15 protein-coding genes and 1 pseudogene are annotated in these 14,226 nt (G+C 66.8%); 13 read left to right on the top strand and 3 right to left on the bottom strand.

The features are described 5' to 3' along the window. Nucleotides 1-132: 132 nt before the first annotated feature. Nucleotides 133-1,431 carry an OprO/OprP family phosphate-selective porin gene (locus tag ACSQ1W_RS03790; protein ID WP_192269484.1) on the bottom strand — a complete coding sequence of 433 codons (1,299 nt, stop codon included), beginning with the start codon at nucleotides 1,429-1,431 and terminating at the stop codon, nucleotides 133-135. Between the two features lie 441 nt (nucleotides 1,432-1,872). On the opposite strand from ACSQ1W_RS03790, the gene pstS (ACSQ1W_RS03785) reads away from it, so the two are divergent. The 12 genes and pseudogenes from pstS (ACSQ1W_RS03785) (at nucleotide 1,873) to ACSQ1W_RS03730 (ending at nucleotide 11,473) form a co-directional block, all read left to right on the top strand. Next, nucleotides 1,873-2,874 carry a phosphate ABC transporter substrate-binding protein PstS gene (gene pstS / locus ACSQ1W_RS03785; protein WP_436046089.1) on the top strand — a complete coding sequence of 334 codons (1,002 nt, stop codon included), beginning with the start codon at nucleotides 1,873-1,875 and terminating at the stop codon, nucleotides 2,872-2,874. A gap of 210 nt (nucleotides 2,875-3,084) precedes the next feature. After that, complete coding sequence (gene pstS / locus ACSQ1W_RS03780; protein ID WP_436041714.1) at nucleotides 3,085-4,179, top strand: phosphate ABC transporter substrate-binding protein PstS; 1,095 nt, start codon at nucleotides 3,085-3,087, stop codon at nucleotides 4,177-4,179. 116 nt (nucleotides 4,180-4,295) lie between these two features. Beyond that, nucleotides 4,296-5,267 (top strand): phosphate ABC transporter permease subunit PstC, encoded by a 972-nt coding sequence (gene pstC / locus ACSQ1W_RS03775; protein ID WP_436041713.1) that lies wholly within the window; start codon nucleotides 4,296-4,298, stop codon nucleotides 5,265-5,267. Continuing rightward, a complete protein-coding gene (gene pstA, locus ACSQ1W_RS03770; RefSeq protein ID WP_192269497.1) occupies nucleotides 5,267-6,118 on the top strand; it encodes a phosphate ABC transporter permease PstA in 852 nt (283 codons plus the stop codon). Before pstC ends, pstA begins: the two co-directional genes overlap by 1 nt. After that, nucleotides 6,111-6,929 (top strand): phosphate ABC transporter ATP-binding protein PstB, encoded by an 819-nt coding sequence (gene pstB / locus ACSQ1W_RS03765; protein WP_213605259.1) that lies wholly within the window; start codon nucleotides 6,111-6,113, stop codon nucleotides 6,927-6,929. Before pstA ends, pstB begins: the two co-directional genes overlap by 8 nt. Before the next feature lie 13 nt (nucleotides 6,930-6,942). Continuing rightward, a complete protein-coding gene (gene phoU / locus ACSQ1W_RS03760; protein WP_436041712.1) occupies nucleotides 6,943-7,650 on the top strand; it encodes a phosphate signaling complex protein PhoU in 708 nt (235 codons plus the stop codon). 153 nt (nucleotides 7,651-7,803) lie between these two features. Then, nucleotides 7,804-8,184, top strand: coding sequence for an HvfA family oxazolone/thioamide-modified RiPP metallophore (locus tag ACSQ1W_RS03755; RefSeq protein ID WP_436041711.1), 381 nt, complete (start codon nucleotides 7,804-7,806; stop codon nucleotides 8,182-8,184). 58 nt (nucleotides 8,185-8,242) lie between these two features. Continuing rightward, nucleotides 8,243-9,094 (top strand): HvfB family MNIO-type RiPP peptide maturase, encoded by an 852-nt coding sequence (locus ACSQ1W_RS03750; protein WP_436046087.1) that lies wholly within the window; start codon nucleotides 8,243-8,245, stop codon nucleotides 9,092-9,094. Continuing rightward, nucleotides 9,087-9,836, top strand: coding sequence for an HvfC family RiPP maturation protein (locus tag ACSQ1W_RS03745; protein WP_436041710.1), 750 nt, complete (start codon nucleotides 9,087-9,089; stop codon nucleotides 9,834-9,836). The genes ACSQ1W_RS03750 and ACSQ1W_RS03745 overlap by 8 nt, the downstream gene beginning before the upstream one ends. A gap of 144 nt (nucleotides 9,837-9,980) precedes the next feature. Further along, nucleotides 9,981-10,604 (top strand): annotated as a pseudogene (gene rnt, locus ACSQ1W_RS03740) (ribonuclease T); the annotation flags it as partial. Next, nucleotides 10,587-10,973, top strand: coding sequence for an ADP-ribosylation/crystallin J1 (locus tag ACSQ1W_RS03735; RefSeq protein ID WP_436046086.1), 387 nt, complete (start codon nucleotides 10,587-10,589; stop codon nucleotides 10,971-10,973). The pseudogene rnt and the gene ACSQ1W_RS03735, both read left to right, overlap by 18 nt. Beyond that, nucleotides 10,973-11,473, top strand: a complete 501-nt coding sequence (locus ACSQ1W_RS03730) for an O-acetyl-ADP-ribose deacetylase (protein WP_436041709.1) — start codon at nucleotides 10,973-10,975, stop codon at nucleotides 11,471-11,473. The genes ACSQ1W_RS03735 and ACSQ1W_RS03730 overlap by 1 nt, the downstream gene beginning before the upstream one ends. Before the next feature lies 1 nt (nucleotide 11,474). On the opposite strand, the gene rhtA is transcribed toward ACSQ1W_RS03730, so the two are convergent. Further along, nucleotides 11,475-12,362: a threonine/homoserine exporter RhtA gene (gene rhtA, locus ACSQ1W_RS03725; protein WP_436041708.1), complete on the bottom strand. Its 888-nt coding sequence runs from the start codon at nucleotides 12,360-12,362 to the stop codon at nucleotides 11,475-11,477. A gap of 114 nt (nucleotides 12,363-12,476) precedes the next feature. Between rhtA and ACSQ1W_RS03720 the strand changes: the two genes are divergently transcribed. After that, nucleotides 12,477-13,016, top strand: coding sequence for a helix-turn-helix domain-containing protein (locus ACSQ1W_RS03720; protein ID WP_436041707.1), 540 nt, complete (start codon nucleotides 12,477-12,479; stop codon nucleotides 13,014-13,016). 10 nt (nucleotides 13,017-13,026) lie between these two features. Here ACSQ1W_RS03720 and ACSQ1W_RS03715 read toward each other — a convergent pair whose 3' ends face one another. Beyond that, entirely contained in the window at nucleotides 13,027-14,220 is a 1,194-nt protein-coding gene (locus ACSQ1W_RS03715) for a P1 family peptidase (protein WP_436041706.1), read from the bottom strand. Between the last annotated feature and the right edge of the window lie 6 nt (nucleotides 14,221-14,226).

The raw sequence follows: 14,226 nt of genomic DNA, 5'->3' as shown, positions 1-14,226 counted from the left end.
TCCGCGTGGAGCGCGACGGACCCCTGCCAATGGTCATGGTCGTCCGGATCCGGAGTCCGGAAACGACAAGGCCCGGGATGCGATCCCGGGCCTTGCGTTCGCACGGTGGCGGCAAGCTGCCGCGTCCCGTGGTTACCAGGCGAACTGCGTGCGCAGCGCGTACTGGGCGGTCTCGTCGCCGGTGACTTCGTTGTCGCCCTGCGTGTAGTTGAACATGAAGCGCAGGTTCGGATTGACGTAGTAGTTCATGCCGAGGATCCAGCTGGTGACTTCGCGGTTCAGCGTCTCGTTCTCGACGTAGTCATAGCGTGCGGTCAACTCCCACAGACCCTTGTCGACGACCTTCGGCGACGCGAACACGCCGGTGGCGGCCTTGTAACCCTTGTGCCCGCCGTTGAGCATGAAGCTGCCCTGCACGTAGTAGCTGGTCACGTCCTGGTCGCGGCCGAGCGGCTGGCCGAAGGTGGCATCGGCGTACTCGGCCTGGAAGAAGGCCGGACCGAACGAGCCGGCGGCTTCCAGCGCGTAGACGCTGACTTCGTTGCGGCTGGCGCCGGTGGTGGTGGCGATGGTCTGCGACGGACCACGACGGCCGGCGTAGTTGGACGTGGCGACCAGATCGGCCGATCCGTTGTTGGCGTTCTCGTAGCTGTACCAGCCACCGACGTGCAGCGTGCTGTTGTCGGTGTTGATCGGCGCCCACGTCACGCGACCGGCGTAGCCCATACCTTCGTTGCGGGCCGCAGCCGCGCCGCGCAGGTTGAACACGCTCAGGCCGGCGGTGTAGTTCTCGCCGGCGCGCTGGTAGCCCACGCCCTGCTGGAACTGGCGGCTGGAGAACAGGCCGGTGGCGGAGACGAACGGACGCTCCATGGTCAGCAGTTCGTTGGAGCTGGTCAGCTCTTCCATCGCGCGGTACGGCTTGAAGTGACCGATGGTGAACTTGCCGCCCAGCGCGGACTTGGCGATGTAGGCATCGCGCAGGCCGTCGAGGTTGGTGCCGGCGCCGAAGTCCTGTTCCATCTTGTATTCCCAGCCGTAGGCCTTGCCGGCGAGGGTCAGGCGCGCGCGGCGGAACTCGGTGGTGCCGGTGGTGCTGGCGATGTCGCGGTCGAACGCGTAGGTGTCGAAGTGGATGCGGCCGCCGACGGTGGCTTCGAACTTGCCGTCGGCCGAGGTGACCTTGATGCCGCCCTTGGTGTCGATCTTCGGCGAGCCCGTGGTGATCTTGTCCAGCGCCGCGGCCGTGTCGAGGTTGACGTCGGACTGTGCGTCGGTGCGGTCTTCCAGTTCGGCCACCTTGGCCGACAGCGCTTCCAGCTGCGCCTTCAGTTCGGCGATCGTCTGATCGCGGGAGTCGGCGGCGGACGCCGAGAAGCTGGTGCTGCCCATGGCGACGGCGAGCGCGGCGGCCAGGAGGGAATAACGCATGGTGACTCTCCGAGTGGAAGTAGAAGTAAGAGCGCAGGCTTCGTGGGCGCCCTGCTTCGCTTCCGAGATGACCTTCGGAAATCATTAAGCGCCCGTCAAAGATGCGCTAAAGGATGGGAGTGAAATCTTGCAGTCACATGTGAGTTTCGTGACCGTGATGTGACAACGCACGCGCAAGCACCGCGAGCACCCGCGATCCACGGATGACCTCTCCTATATGTATGCGTCGCGAGACATCCGATCGCATCGTCCCGCGTACGACACCCGACATGCCCGCCTCTATCGCCACACAGCGCAGGCGGGCGCGGATCCGCCCGGCGTCACGCGACTGTCGCAATGCCGACACCGGGCTGTCACACAAACGTCGTGGAATGGCCACCCAACGGGCATGCCCCGTCCTTCCACCCTGCCTTCTCCCAGGAGATTTCCGTGCTCAACTCGATCAAATCCCGCGTCGCGCTGCTCGCGCTCGCCTCGGCCTTCTCGGCGCAGGCGTTCGCCGCCGACGTGACCGGCGCCGGTGCGTCGTTCGTGTACCCGGTGATGACCAAGTGGTCCGCCGACTACGCCAAGTCCACCAACAACCGCGTCAACTACCAGTCGATCGGTTCGGGCGGCGGTATCGCGCAGATCAAGGCGGGCACGGTGGACTTCGGTTCGTCCGACGCCCCGCTGAAGCCGGAAGAACTGGCCAAGTACGGCCTGGCGCAGTTCCCGTCGGTGATCGGCGGCGTGGTGCCGGTGCTGAACGTGGCCGGCCTGAAGCCGGGCCAGCTGAAGCTGGACGGCCCGACCCTGGCCAACATCTTCCTGGGCACGATCAAGACCTGGAACGACCCGGCCATCGCCGCCCTGAACCCGGGCGTCACCCTGCCGGCGCAGCGCATCACCGTCGTCCGTCGCTCGGACGGCTCGGGCACCACCTTCAACTTCGTCAACTACCTGTCCAAGGTCAGCCCGGAGTGGAAGAGCAAGGTCGGTGAAGGCACCACCGTGCAGTGGCCGACCGGCGTGGGCGGCAAGGGCAACGAAGGCGTCGCCGCGTACGTGAAGCAGATCAAGGGCGGCATCGGCTATGTCGAACTGTCCTACGCGCTGCAGAACAAGATGTCGTACGCCAGCCTGAAGAACGCCGCCGGCCAGTTCGTGCAGCCGAGCGAAGAGAGCTTCGCCGCCGCGGCCGCCAGCGCCGAGTGGGGCAAGTCGAAGGACTTCTACCTGGTGATGACCAACGCCCCGGGCGCGCAGTCCTGGCCGATCACCGCCACCAACTTCATCCTGATGTACAAGGCGCCGAAGAAGGGCAACAAGGACGCTCGCGACTTCTTCCGCTGGGTCTATGCCAACGGCGACGCCCAGGCCAAGTCGCTCGACTACGTGCCGCTGCCGCCGGCGCTGGTCCAGCAGATCGAGACCTACTGGAAGGCCAACCTGAAGTACTGATCGCTCCCGTCGGCACGGATCTCTCCCCCGTGCCGGCCCGATGGGGCGTTCCTCCCGCGCCACATCACCGGGCGGGCCTTCGGGCCCGCCTTTTTTGTTGGGCGCCGCCCCGCCCGTCGTCGCATGACAGCGCGAGATGGCGATGTCATCACGCTGTAACAAAAACATCATTTCATAGCGTGGATCACAAACGACCCGTCCGGAGACTCCATGCACGTCCGTACCGCCCGCCTGGCCACGCTGGCCCTGGCCACCGCCTTCTTCGCCGCTGCCTGCGGCGGCAAGACCGACGCCCCCGCCGCCACGACGGGCGGTGACACGGCCGCCCCGACCGCCGCGGGCGCCCAGAAGATCTCCGCCGAGCTGACCGGCGCCGGCGCGTCCTTCATCTATCCGCTGATGGCCCGCTGGTCCACCGACTACAACAAGGCCACCGGCGCCAAGATCAATTACCAGTCCATCGGTTCCGGCGGTGGCATCGCCCAGATCAAGGCCGCCACCGTCGACTTCGGTTCGTCCGACAAACCCCTCTCGTCCGAGGAACTGGCGCAGGCCGGTCTGGCGCAGTTCCCGTCGGTCATCGGCGGCGTGGTGCCGGTGATCAACGTCGAAGGCCTGCAGCCGGGCCAGTTGAAGCTCAACGGCACCGTGCTGGCGGACATCTTCCTGCACAAGATCACCACCTGGAACGACCCGGCGATCGTCGCGTTGAACCCGGGCGTCACCCTGCCCACCGGCAAGATCAACACCGTGCACCGCTCCGATGGTTCGGGCACCACCTTCAACTTCGTCAACTACCTGTCCAAGGTCAGCACGGAGTGGAAGTCCAAGGTCGGCGAAGGCACGTCGGTCAACTGGCCGGGCGGCGTCGGCGGCAAGGGCAACGAAGGCGTCGCCGCCTACGTGCGCCAGCTGAAGGGCTCGATCGGCTACGTCGAACTGGCCTATGCCGAGCAGAACAACATGTCGTACGCCTCGCTGCAGAATGCGGCCGGCCAGTTCGTGAAGCCCACGCCGGAAAGCTTCGCCGCCGCTGCGGCCAGCGCCGACTGGGCGAACGCGAAGGACTTCAATCTGGTCATCACCAACGCACCGGGCGAGCAGGCGTGGCCGATCACCGCCACGAACTTCATCCTGGTCTACAAGCAGCCGAAGGACGCCACGAAGGCCAAGCACACGCTGGAGTTCTTCAAGTGGGCCTACGCGCAGGGCCAGGCGCAGGCGAACGAGCTGGACTACGTGCCGCTGCCGCCGGAACTCGTCGGCCAGATCGAGCAGTACTGGACCGCCGAAATCAAGCTCTGATCCCTGTCATGCAACGGGCCGCCCACCAGGGCGGCCCGCTGTCATCACGCGGTAACCGCACCACCGTGCACTAGCTCTTCACGCGACAACCGCCCCTCCCCCACTTCCCGGGTTGCATGAACGCCACCGCCCTCCCCGCTTCCCTGACGGACGTGCGCACTGCGAAAGACGCACGTGCCGACAGACTGTTCCGGTTGACCCTGACCGGCGCCGGCCTGTTCGTCCTGTTCTCCCTGATTGCCGCCGCCGCCTCGATGCTGTGGGGCGGCCGCGAAGCCCTGCAGACCTTCGGCCTCGGCTTCTTCACCAGCACCGACTGGAACGTCGGCACGCGCGAGTTCGGTGCGCTGGTGCCGATCTTCGGCACGCTGGTCAGCGCCGGGATCGCGATGCTGATCGCGGTGCCGGTGAGCTTCGGCATCGCGGTGTTCCTGACCGAAGTCGCACCGGCCTGGATGCGCGGCCCGGTCGGCATGGCCATCGAACTGCTGGCCGGCATCCCCTCGATCATCTACGGCATGTGGGGCCTGTTCGTGCTGGCGCCGCAGCTGAGCGAACACGTCTACCCCTGGATCAACGACAACCTCGGCCAGCTGCCGCTGGTCGGCATGCTGCTGTCGGGCCCGCCGCTGGGCATCGGCATGATGACCGCCGGCCTGGTGCTGGCGATCATGGTGATCCCCTTCATCTCGTCGGTGATGCGCGAGGTCTTCCTGACCGTGCCCGGCCGCCTGAAGGAATCGGCTTATGCGCTGGGCTCGACCAAGTGGGAAGTGGTCTGGGACATCGTGCTGCCGTACACCCGCTCGGCGGTGATCGGCGGCGTGTTCCTCGGCCTGGGCCGCGCGCTCGGCGAAACGATGGCGGTGACCTTCGTCATCGGCAACGCCTACGCGATCAGCCTGGCGCTGCTGGAGCCCGGCACCTCGATCGCCGCGACCGTGGCCAACGAATTCGCCGAAGCCACCGACCCGCTGCACAAGGGTTCTCTGCTGCTGCTCGGCTTCACCCTGTTCGTGCTGACCTTCATCGTGCTGGCGATCGCCCGCCTGATGCTGCGCCAGCTCGCCAAGCGGGAGGGCACCTGATGTCCACGTCGCTCTACACCTGGCGCAAGGTCAAGAATGTCGCCGCGCTCACGCTGTCCATCGCCGCCGCCGCGTTCGGCCTCATGTGGCTGGTCTGGATCCTCTGGACCACGATCACCAAGGGCATGGGCAGCCTGAACCTGGACCTGTTCACCCAGATGACGCCGCCGCCGAACGAACCCGGCGGCCTGGCCAACGCCCTGTTCGGCAGCGTGGTGATCAGCCTGCTGGCGATCCTGCTGGGCACGCCGATCGGCATCGCCGCCGGCACCTACCTGGCCGAGTACGCCAACAAGCACTGGCTGGGCGAGACCGTCCGCTTCGTCAACGACATCCTGCTGTCGGCGCCTTCCATCGTGCTGGGCCTCTTCATCTACACCGTGATGGTGGCGCAGATGGGCCACTACTCGGCGTGGGCCGGCGCGGTCGCGCTGGCGTTCATCGCCCTGCCGGTGATCGTGCGCACCACCGACGAGATGCTGCGGCTGGTGCCGCAGCAGATGCGCGAGGCCGCGCTGTCGCTGGGCGTGCCGCAGTGGAAGGTGACCACCCAGGTGCTGATGCGCTCGGCGCTGCCGGGCATCGTCACCGGCATCCTGCTGGCGCTGGCGCGCATCAGCGGCGAAACCGCGCCGCTGCTGTTCACCGCCTTCAACAACCAGTTCTGGAGCACGGATCTCAACCAGTCCATGGCGAACCTGCCCATGGTGATCTTCCAGTACGCGATGAGCCCCTACGACTCGTGGAACTCGCTGGCCTGGGCCGGTGCCTTCCTCGTCACCGGCATGGTGCTGGTCCTCAGCCTGATTGCGCGAACCATCCTTCTTCGAAACAAGGTGACCCATGAATGACGCCGCCCGCATTGCCGTGGTGACGCCGCAGCGCCACGACGACCTCGCCGCGCCCGCCAGCGTGAAGCTGGCGGCCAAGGGCCTGGACTTCTACTACGGTGATTTCCACGCACTGAAGAACATCAACCTGGAGATCCCGGAAAAGCGCGTCACCGCGCTGATCGGCCCCTCCGGTTGCGGCAAGTCCACCTTGCTGCGCGTGTTCAACCGCATCTATTCGCTGTACCCGAAGCTGCATGCCAAGGGCGACGTGCTGCTGGACGGCGAGAACATCCTCGACGCCAAGTACCCGATGAACCGCCTTCGCAGCAAGGTCGGCATGGTGTTCCAGAAGCCGGTGCCGTTCCCGATGACGATCTTCGAGAACGTCGCCTACGGCATCCGCCACCACGAGCGCTTGAACAAGGCCGACATGGACGTGCGCGTCGAGCAGGCGCTGCGCCAGGCGGCGTTGTGGGACGAAGCCAAGGACAAGCTGAAGCAGAGCGCGCTGGGTCTGTCCGGCGGCCAGCAGCAGCGCCTGTGCATCGCGCGCGCGGTGGCGCTGCGTCCTGACGTGATCCTGCTGGACGAGCCGACCTCGGCACTGGACCCCATCTCGACCAGCAAGATCGAACAGCTGATCGAGGAACTGAAGCACCAGTACACGATCGCCATCGTCACCCACAACATGCAGCAGGCGGCGCGCGTGTCCGACTACACCGCCTTCATGTACCTGGGCGAGCTGGTGGAGCACGACGCCACGTCGACCATCTTCTCCAACCCCGGCAAGCAGCAGACCGAAGACTACATCACCGGCCGGTTCGGCTAAGGACACGCCCACCATGAACACCCAACCACACGACCATATCGTGAAGAGCTACGACGAAGAACAGCGCCGCGTGGTCGGCGAAATCGTGCGCATGGGCGAAACCGCCGTCGCCCAGCTGGAGGCCGCACTGGACGTGGTCGAACGCCGCGACGACAAGGCCGCCCAGCGGATCATCGCCAACGACGAAGCCATCGACGCCATCGAGCACCAGGTCAGCCACGACCTGATGCAGCTGGCGTTGCGTGGCCCGATGGCGCGCGACCTGCGCGTGATCCTGGCCGGCCTGCGCATCCCGGCCGACATCGAGCGTATCGGCGACTACGCCGCCAACGTCGCCAAGCGCTCGATCGCGTTGAACCTGGCGCCGCCAATGCCGCAGATCACCGGCCTGCGCGCACTCGGCAAGCTGGCCGCGCGCCAAGTGCGCGATGCGCTGACGGCCTACCAAGAAAGCGATGCGGAGTACGCCGTGCAGGTCCGCGCACGCGATGCCGAACTGGACGCGCACTACACCGCGCTGTTCCGCGAACTGCTGACCTACATGATGGAAGACCCGCGCAACATCACGCCGTGCACGCACCTGCTGTTCATGGCCAAGAACCTGGAACGCATCGGCGACCACGCCACCAACATCGCCGAGAACGTCTGGTTCCTGGTGCATGGTGAACAGCCGCTGCCGCCCCGCGACAAGCGCGACGAGACCAGCACCACGGCAGTCTGATCCCCGACCTTCCGCATTGCAGCACCGCAGATGCCCCGCTCCCACGCGGGGTGTTTGCGTTCAGGGATCCGCATACGGCGATCTAACGCTCAACGTCTACACTGTCGCCACTTCCCGTGCGGCCCCCGTCGCACCCCATTGGAGAGCATGACGATGTCCAAGACGAACAAGCCCGCCGCTGTCGCCATCGCCCTGGTCGGCGGCCTCGCCCTGACCGGTTCCGCCTTCGCCATGGAACCTCTGGCACAGGGTTATCTGCTGGCCGCCGGCGAAACCGCCAAGGCCGGCGAAGGCAAATGCGGCCTGGCCAAGGCCGACACGGACAAGGATGGCAAGGTCTCGCAGGCCGAGTTCACCGCCGCGCATCCGGACAAGGCGGCCAAGTTCGCCGAGATCGACACCAACAAGGACGGCTTCATCGACGCGGCCGAGCACAAGGCCCATGCCGGCACCAAGGGCGCCGAGGGCAAGTGCGGTGAAGGCAAATGCGGCGAGGGCAAGTGCGGCGGCGACAAGAAGACCGGCGACAAGTAAGACGTCATCGGTCGATGCGGGTCCCGGCGACGCACCGGGACCCGCCATGACCTCGCGCATGGGCACCCCTCTCTCTCCCGACACCGCCGGCCTGGGCCTGCGCCGCGCCCTGCTGGACGAACTGGTGGCGGCGCCGGCAGGCGCGTTCGACTTCCTCGAGTGCGCGCCGGACAACTGGATCGGCGTCGGCGGCCGGTATGGCGAAGCCCTGCAGACGCTGTCTTCGCGCCACCCGTTGACCTGCCACGGACTGTCGCTGTCGCTCGGCGGCATGGCGCCGCTGGACGACACCTTCCTCGCACGCACGCGTCGGTTCCTCGACCGGCATGGTGTCGCGCTGTACAGCGAACACCTCAGCTACTGCAGCGACGACGGCCACCTGTACGACCTGATGCCGATCCCGTTCACCGAGGAAGCCGTCCATCACGTCGCCGCACGCATCCGCCAGACGCAGGACGCGCTGGGCCGGCGCATCGCGGTGGAGAACGTCTCCTACTACGCCGCTCCCTACCAGGCGATGCCCGAAGTGGATTTCGTCATCGCCGTACTCGACGAAGCCGACTGCGACCTGCTGCTGGACGTCAACAACATCTTCGTCAACGCGATCAACCACGGTTACGACGCGCGTGAGTTCCTCGCGCGCATGCCGTCGGCGCGGATCGCGTCGTACCACATCGCCGGCCACTACGACGAAGCCGAGGACCTGAAGGTCGACACGCACGGCGCCCCGGTGAAGGACGATGTGTGGTCGCTGCTGGCGCTGGCCTACGACACCCATGGCGTGCGCCCCACCCTGCTGGAGCGCGACTTCAACTTCCCGCCGCTCGCCGAACTGGCCGACGAACTGCAACGTATCCGCGCCTTGCAGGGTGTGGCCCGCACGGGCGCAACGCAGGCCGTCCATGGCTGACACGCTGCACGACCAGCAGTTCGCGCTGGCGCGGCACCTACGCGATCCGTCGGCGCATCCGCCACCGCCCGGCATGGAGGAACGTCGCCTCGCCATCTACCGCGACCTGTTCTTCAACAACATCGAAGGCCTGCTGGCCGGCAATTTCCCGGTGATCCGCAAGACGCTGGGCTACGAGGCATGGCGAGCGCTCGTCCGACAGTTCTACGCGACGCACCGCAGCCATACCCCCCTGTTCCCCGAGATCGCGCGCGAGTTCATCCGCTATCTGGAATCCCGCGACGACGGCGCGCTTCCGCCATGGCTGCGCGAACTCGCGCATTACGAATGGGTCGAACTGGCCCTGCAGATCGCCGACGACACCGTGCCTGCGCATGTCGCCGGCGGCGACCTGCTGGCCGGCGAACCCGTGCTGTCGCCGTTCGCCTGGGCGCTGGCCTACCAGTGGCCTGTGCATCGCATCGGTCCGGACTTTCAGCCGGATGCACCTCTGACCGAACCGACGCTGCTGCTGGTACGTCGCGACACGGATTTCCAGGTACGGTTCGCTGCGATCTCGCCGCTGGTGTACCGGCTGGTGGAATTGCTTGGGGAAGGCGGCCGCACCGGTTCCGATGCCCTGCGCCAGCTGGCCATGGAAGCCGGCGTGGGTGACGTACCCGCCTTCATCGAGCAGGGCGTTACGATGCTCGCGCGCATGCGCGACGAGGGCACGGTGCTGGGGACCCATCCCAGGATCTGACCTGTGGGAGCGACGTCAGTCGCGATGGGCAGAGTGCACGTCGGCAGGCAATCGCGACTGACGTCGCTCCCACAGGCAAAAGTCCGGATCGCGGTTGGGCTTCCAGCCAAGGAAGCGTCCCGGCCCTCTGCTACCCTTTCCCGCATGGAAAACACCCCCGAGACCGCCCGTATCACCCCCATGGCCCAGCGCTTCCGCGGCTACCTGCCCGTGGTGGTGGACGTGGAAACCGGCGGCTTCGACTGGAACAGGCACGCCCTTCTGGAACTGGCGGCGGTGCCGCTGGACCTGGACGAGAACGGCCTGCTGGTCTGCGGCACGACCTCGAGCGTGCACCTGCACCCGGCCCCCGGCACCGAGATCGATCCGAAGTCGCTGGAAGTCACCGGCATCGACCTGGACCACCCGTTCCGCTTCGCCAAGCACGAGAAGGATGCGCTGGATCACGTGTTCGCGCCCGTCCGCGCGGCGGTGAAGAAGCATGGCTGCCAGCGCGCGATCCTGGTCGGCCACAACGCGCACTTCGACCTCAACTTCCTCAACGCCGCGGTCGCGCGCGTGGCGCACAAGCGCAACCCGTTCCACCCCTTCAGCGTGTTCGACACGGTGACGCTGGCCGGCGTGGCCTACGGCCAGACCGTGCTCGCCCGCGCCGTACAGGCAGCCGGTTTCGACTGGAACGCCGAGGATGCGCATTCGGCCGTCTACGATGCCGAACAGACCGCACGCCTGTTCTGCAACATCGTGAACATGTGGCCGAAGCCGCTCGCCTCAGCGTCTGTCTCCGAACCGGAACAGGACACGATCACGATGTACCGGCCTACCGGCCCTGAGGAGTTGGCGTTGCTGGCCCAGCGCGAGTTCCGTCGTTGGCCACCGCGTCTGCCCGAGCAGCCGATCTTCTACCCGGTCACCAACGAACAGTATGCCGCCGAGATCGCGGAGCGTTGGAATATCAAGGACAGCGGCGTGGGCTACGTGACGCGTTTCAGGGTGCGCAAGGACTTCATGTCCCGCTACCCCATCCAGAAGGTCGGCGGCGCGCACCATACCGAGTGGTGGGTACCCGCGGAGGAACTGGAGCTGTTCAACGACAACATCGTGGGAACCATCGAAGTCATCGGCGAGTACAAGTGATGGCCCTCCACGCGCTGCGTGGCGACATCACCACCCTGCAGGTCGACGCCATCGTCAACGCAGCGAACAGTTCGCTGCTCGGCGGCGGCGGCGTGGATGGCGCGATCCATCGCGCGGCCGGTCCGGAGCTGGTGCACGAATGCCGTCTGCTCGGCGGCTGCAAGACGGGTGAGGCGAAGCTCACGAAGGGGTATCGCCTGCCGGCACGCCATGTGATCCATACCGTCGGCCCGGTCTGGCGTGGTGGGGAACAAGGCGAGCCGGCGCTGCTCGCCGCGTGTTATCGCAACAGCCTCGCACTGGCCGAGAAGCACGGCCTTCGCAGCATCGCCTTCCCCTGCATCAGCACCGGCATCTTTGGTTATCCCGCGGACGCTGCGGCTCGCGTCGCGGTCGATACGGTGCGCGCGGCGCTGTCCGTTTCGAACGCGCCGCCGGACGTGATCTTCTGCTGCTTCTCCACCGACGACCTGGCGCTCTACCTGGCCCTGCTCGACTGACCTACGCCTCGCCGTTGGCCGCGGTCTGCACCGGAGGACGCGAGGTCATCGCCGCACCGGCGGACGCGACGATGATCGCGGCGATCGCCAGCCACTGCAGCATCGACAGCCGCTCGTGCAGGAACATCAGCCCGCACAGCGCGGCGATGGCCGGCTCGAGGCTCATCAGCATGCCGAACGTGCGCGTCGGCATCTTCGTCAGCGCCACCATCTCCAGGCTGTAGGGAATCGCAGTGGACAGCAGCGCCACGGCCAGCGCGACCGGCAGCAGTACCGGCGCCAACAAGGCGGTACCCGCATGCGCCACGCCGAACGGCACCGCGACCGCCGCGGCGATGCAACTGCCGATGGCGACCGTCTGCGGCCCGTGCGCGTTGCCCGCCTTCTGGCCGAACACGATGTACATCGCCCAGCACGCGCCCGCGCCCAGCGCGTAGGCCGCGCCCGTGAGATCCAGCGGCTGATTGCCCTGCTCCGGCACCAGCAGCACCAGGCCGACGACGGCGAGCACCACCCAGATCACATCGCGCAGATGCCGCGAGCCGAACAGCGCCACGGCCAGCGGTCCGGTGAATTCGAGCGCGACTGCGATGCCCAACGGCACGGTTTCCAGCGACTTGTAGAACAGCAGGTTCATCAGGCCCAGCGAGGCACCGTAGAACATCAGCAGCGGCCACTGCTCCCGGGTCACCCGCGCGCGCCAAGGCCGGAACACGATCACCAGCATCAGCGTCGCCAGCGCCAGGCGCAGCGCCGTCGCGCCGGTGGCGCCGACGGCCGGGAACAGGCTCTTCGCCATCGAGGCGCCGGCCTGGATGGAGAGCATCGCGACGAGCAGCAGCGCGATCGGCTGCCAGGCGAGGGTTGCGTGGGAATTCGGGGACGACATGACGGCACGACCTGCGGACGCCCGGGCGCCGCGCTTGAAGGGATAACGAATTGCGCACTATATTGCGCAGACCGAAGCTTACCGGATGCGCAATATAGTGCGCAACCCCTGCCTATGAGTGTGCTGGAACACGTCGCCGAGAACATTCGCCGCCTGCGGACGGACGCGGGCCTCAGCCAGCAGGCGCTGTCGGTCGCCGCGGACGTGTCCCGTCGCATGCTGGTGGGCATCGAATCCGGCGATGCCAATGTCAGCCTCAATACGCTGGACCGCATCGCCGAAGCGTTGAAGGTGACGTTCGCCGACCTGGTGAAACCGCCGAGTGCGCCGGGCCTGGACCGCATCGAGGCGCTGGCCTGGAGCGGGCGCACGCCGGGCTCGCAGGGCGTGCTGCTGGCGACCGCCCCGGCCGCGCACGATGTCGAACTGTGGGCGTGGACGCTGATGCCGGGCGACCGCTACACCTCGGCGGCCGATCCGGCCGGTTGGCACGAGATGTTCTTCGTCATCGAGGGAAATCTGGTGATCGAACTCCCGGACCGCGAACACGTCGTCGCGGCGGGTGATTTCTTCGTCTTCCCCAGCGACTGCGACTACGCCTACCGCAACGACGGCGACACGCCGCTGCGCTTCATCCGCAACGTCGTGCACTGATCGCGGAGGCTCACTTCGTCGACGGTGCGATACCGTGCTGCTTCAGGATCCGGCGCACGCGATCCAGCGGGATCGCCTCGACGGTCTCGCCGTTGCCGCTGACCGTGGTGGCCATGAAGAGCGAGTTGTAGATCGCCTCCTCCACCGCTTCCACGCTGGCCTGGAACACGGCGCTCATCTGCTCGTTGGCCAGCTCCGATGTCTCGAGGCGCGGCGCGTCGAACGTGCGACGGACCGAGTCCGCGGTGGAAAACGCGAGGATGTAGTCGCCGCTGCCGTTGGAGGCCGAACTGCCGGTGCGGCCCAGCCCCATCATCGCGCGCGAGGCGACACGACGCAGGTTGCGGTCGCTCAACGGCGCATCGGTGGCGATGACGATGATGATCGAGCCATCGCCGCGGTCATCCGCCAACCCGCGACGCGCATCGGCCTGCACGGCGACCGCCTTCTGGAAGGCGTAGCGGTCCAGCTCACGTCCCACCGGCGCACCCGACACCTGCAGCACACCGCCGAAATTGCTCTGCACCAGCACACCGACGGTCCAGCCGCCGAGCGACGAGGGCAGCGTGCGCGAGGACGTACCGATGCCACCCTTCCAGCCGAACGCCACGGTACCGGTACCGGCGCCGACGCTGCCTTCCTGCACCGGACCCTCGGACGCGCTCTGCAATGCGCGGCGAACGGCATCGGCCGTGACCGGTCGCGCCCGGATGTCATTGAGGCCGCCGTCGTTGGTCTCGCCGACCACCACGTTGAGCGAGCGCACCTGCTGCATATCGGGCTGCGACAGCATCCAGTCCGCCATCGCATCGGCGGCTTTCCACACGCACAGCGTGCAAGTCAGCAGGATCGGCGTTTCCAGTTCGCCCAGTTCGTTGACCTGGGTGCTGCCGACGAACTTGCCGAAGCCGTTGCCGACATGCACCGCCGCCGGCACGCGCGAACGATAGACGTTGCCGGGATGCGGCAGAATCGCAGTGACGCCGGTACGCACGGTGTCACCTTCCGTCAGCGTCACCTGGCCGACGCGCACGCCGGCGACATCGGTGATGGCGTTGTACGCACCGGGCGTGAAGATGCCCGGGGCGACGCCGAGGTCGCGCGCGCGTACGCGCACCTCGTCGCGTGCGACGGCAGAGAAGGAACACACCACCAGCGACAAGGCGACCAGGCGGCGGAAGATCATGCGGCGTTCCATGCTCATGCGGGA

The sequence above is a fragment of the Pseudoxanthomonas sp. LjRoot143 genome, assembly GCF_964252945.1.
In the GTDB taxonomy this organism is placed as follows: Bacteria; Pseudomonadota; Gammaproteobacteria; order Xanthomonadales; family Xanthomonadaceae; genus Pseudoxanthomonas_A.
Note: the sequence above shows the minus strand (reverse complement) of the source record. Positions and strands in the feature narration are given on the sequence as shown.

Excerpts from the sequence above, each read along its gene's own strand:
- rhtA (WP_436041708.1), bottom strand. The coding sequence starts at position 12,362 with ATGTCGTCCCCGAATTCCCACGCAACCCTCGCCTGGCAGCCGATCGCG.
- ACSQ1W_RS03755 (WP_436041711.1), top strand. The coding sequence starts at position 7,804 with ATGTCCAAGACGAACAAGCCCGCCGCTGTCGCCATCGCCCTGGTCGGC.
- ACSQ1W_RS03735 (WP_436046086.1), top strand. The coding sequence starts at position 10,587 with ATGTGGCCGAAGCCGCTCGCCTCAGCGTCTGTCTCCGAACCGGAACAG.
- pstA (WP_192269497.1), top strand. The coding sequence starts at position 5,267 with ATGTCCACGTCGCTCTACACCTGGCGCAAGGTCAAGAATGTCGCCGCG.
- ACSQ1W_RS03790 (WP_192269484.1), bottom strand. The coding sequence starts at position 1,431 with ATGCGTTATTCCCTCCTGGCCGCCGCGCTCGCCGTCGCCATGGGCAGC.
- pstS (WP_436041714.1), top strand. The coding sequence starts at position 3,085 with ATGCACGTCCGTACCGCCCGCCTGGCCACGCTGGCCCTGGCCACCGCC.
- ACSQ1W_RS03720 (WP_436041707.1), top strand. The coding sequence starts at position 12,477 with ATGAGTGTGCTGGAACACGTCGCCGAGAACATTCGCCGCCTGCGGACG.
- ACSQ1W_RS03730 (WP_436041709.1), top strand. The coding sequence starts at position 10,973 with ATGGCCCTCCACGCGCTGCGTGGCGACATCACCACCCTGCAGGTCGAC.
- pstC (WP_436041713.1), top strand. The coding sequence starts at position 4,296 with ATGAACGCCACCGCCCTCCCCGCTTCCCTGACGGACGTGCGCACTGCG.
- ACSQ1W_RS03745 (WP_436041710.1), top strand. The coding sequence starts at position 9,087 with ATGGCTGACACGCTGCACGACCAGCAGTTCGCGCTGGCGCGGCACCTA.
- phoU (WP_436041712.1), top strand. The coding sequence starts at position 6,943 with ATGAACACCCAACCACACGACCATATCGTGAAGAGCTACGACGAAGAA.
- ACSQ1W_RS03715 (WP_436041706.1), bottom strand. The coding sequence starts at position 14,220 with ATGAGCATGGAACGCCGCATGATCTTCCGCCGCCTGGTCGCCTTGTCG.
- pstB (WP_213605259.1), top strand. The coding sequence starts at position 6,111 with ATGAATGACGCCGCCCGCATTGCCGTGGTGACGCCGCAGCGCCACGAC.
- ACSQ1W_RS03750 (WP_436046087.1), top strand. The coding sequence starts at position 8,243 with ATGGGCACCCCTCTCTCTCCCGACACCGCCGGCCTGGGCCTGCGCCGC.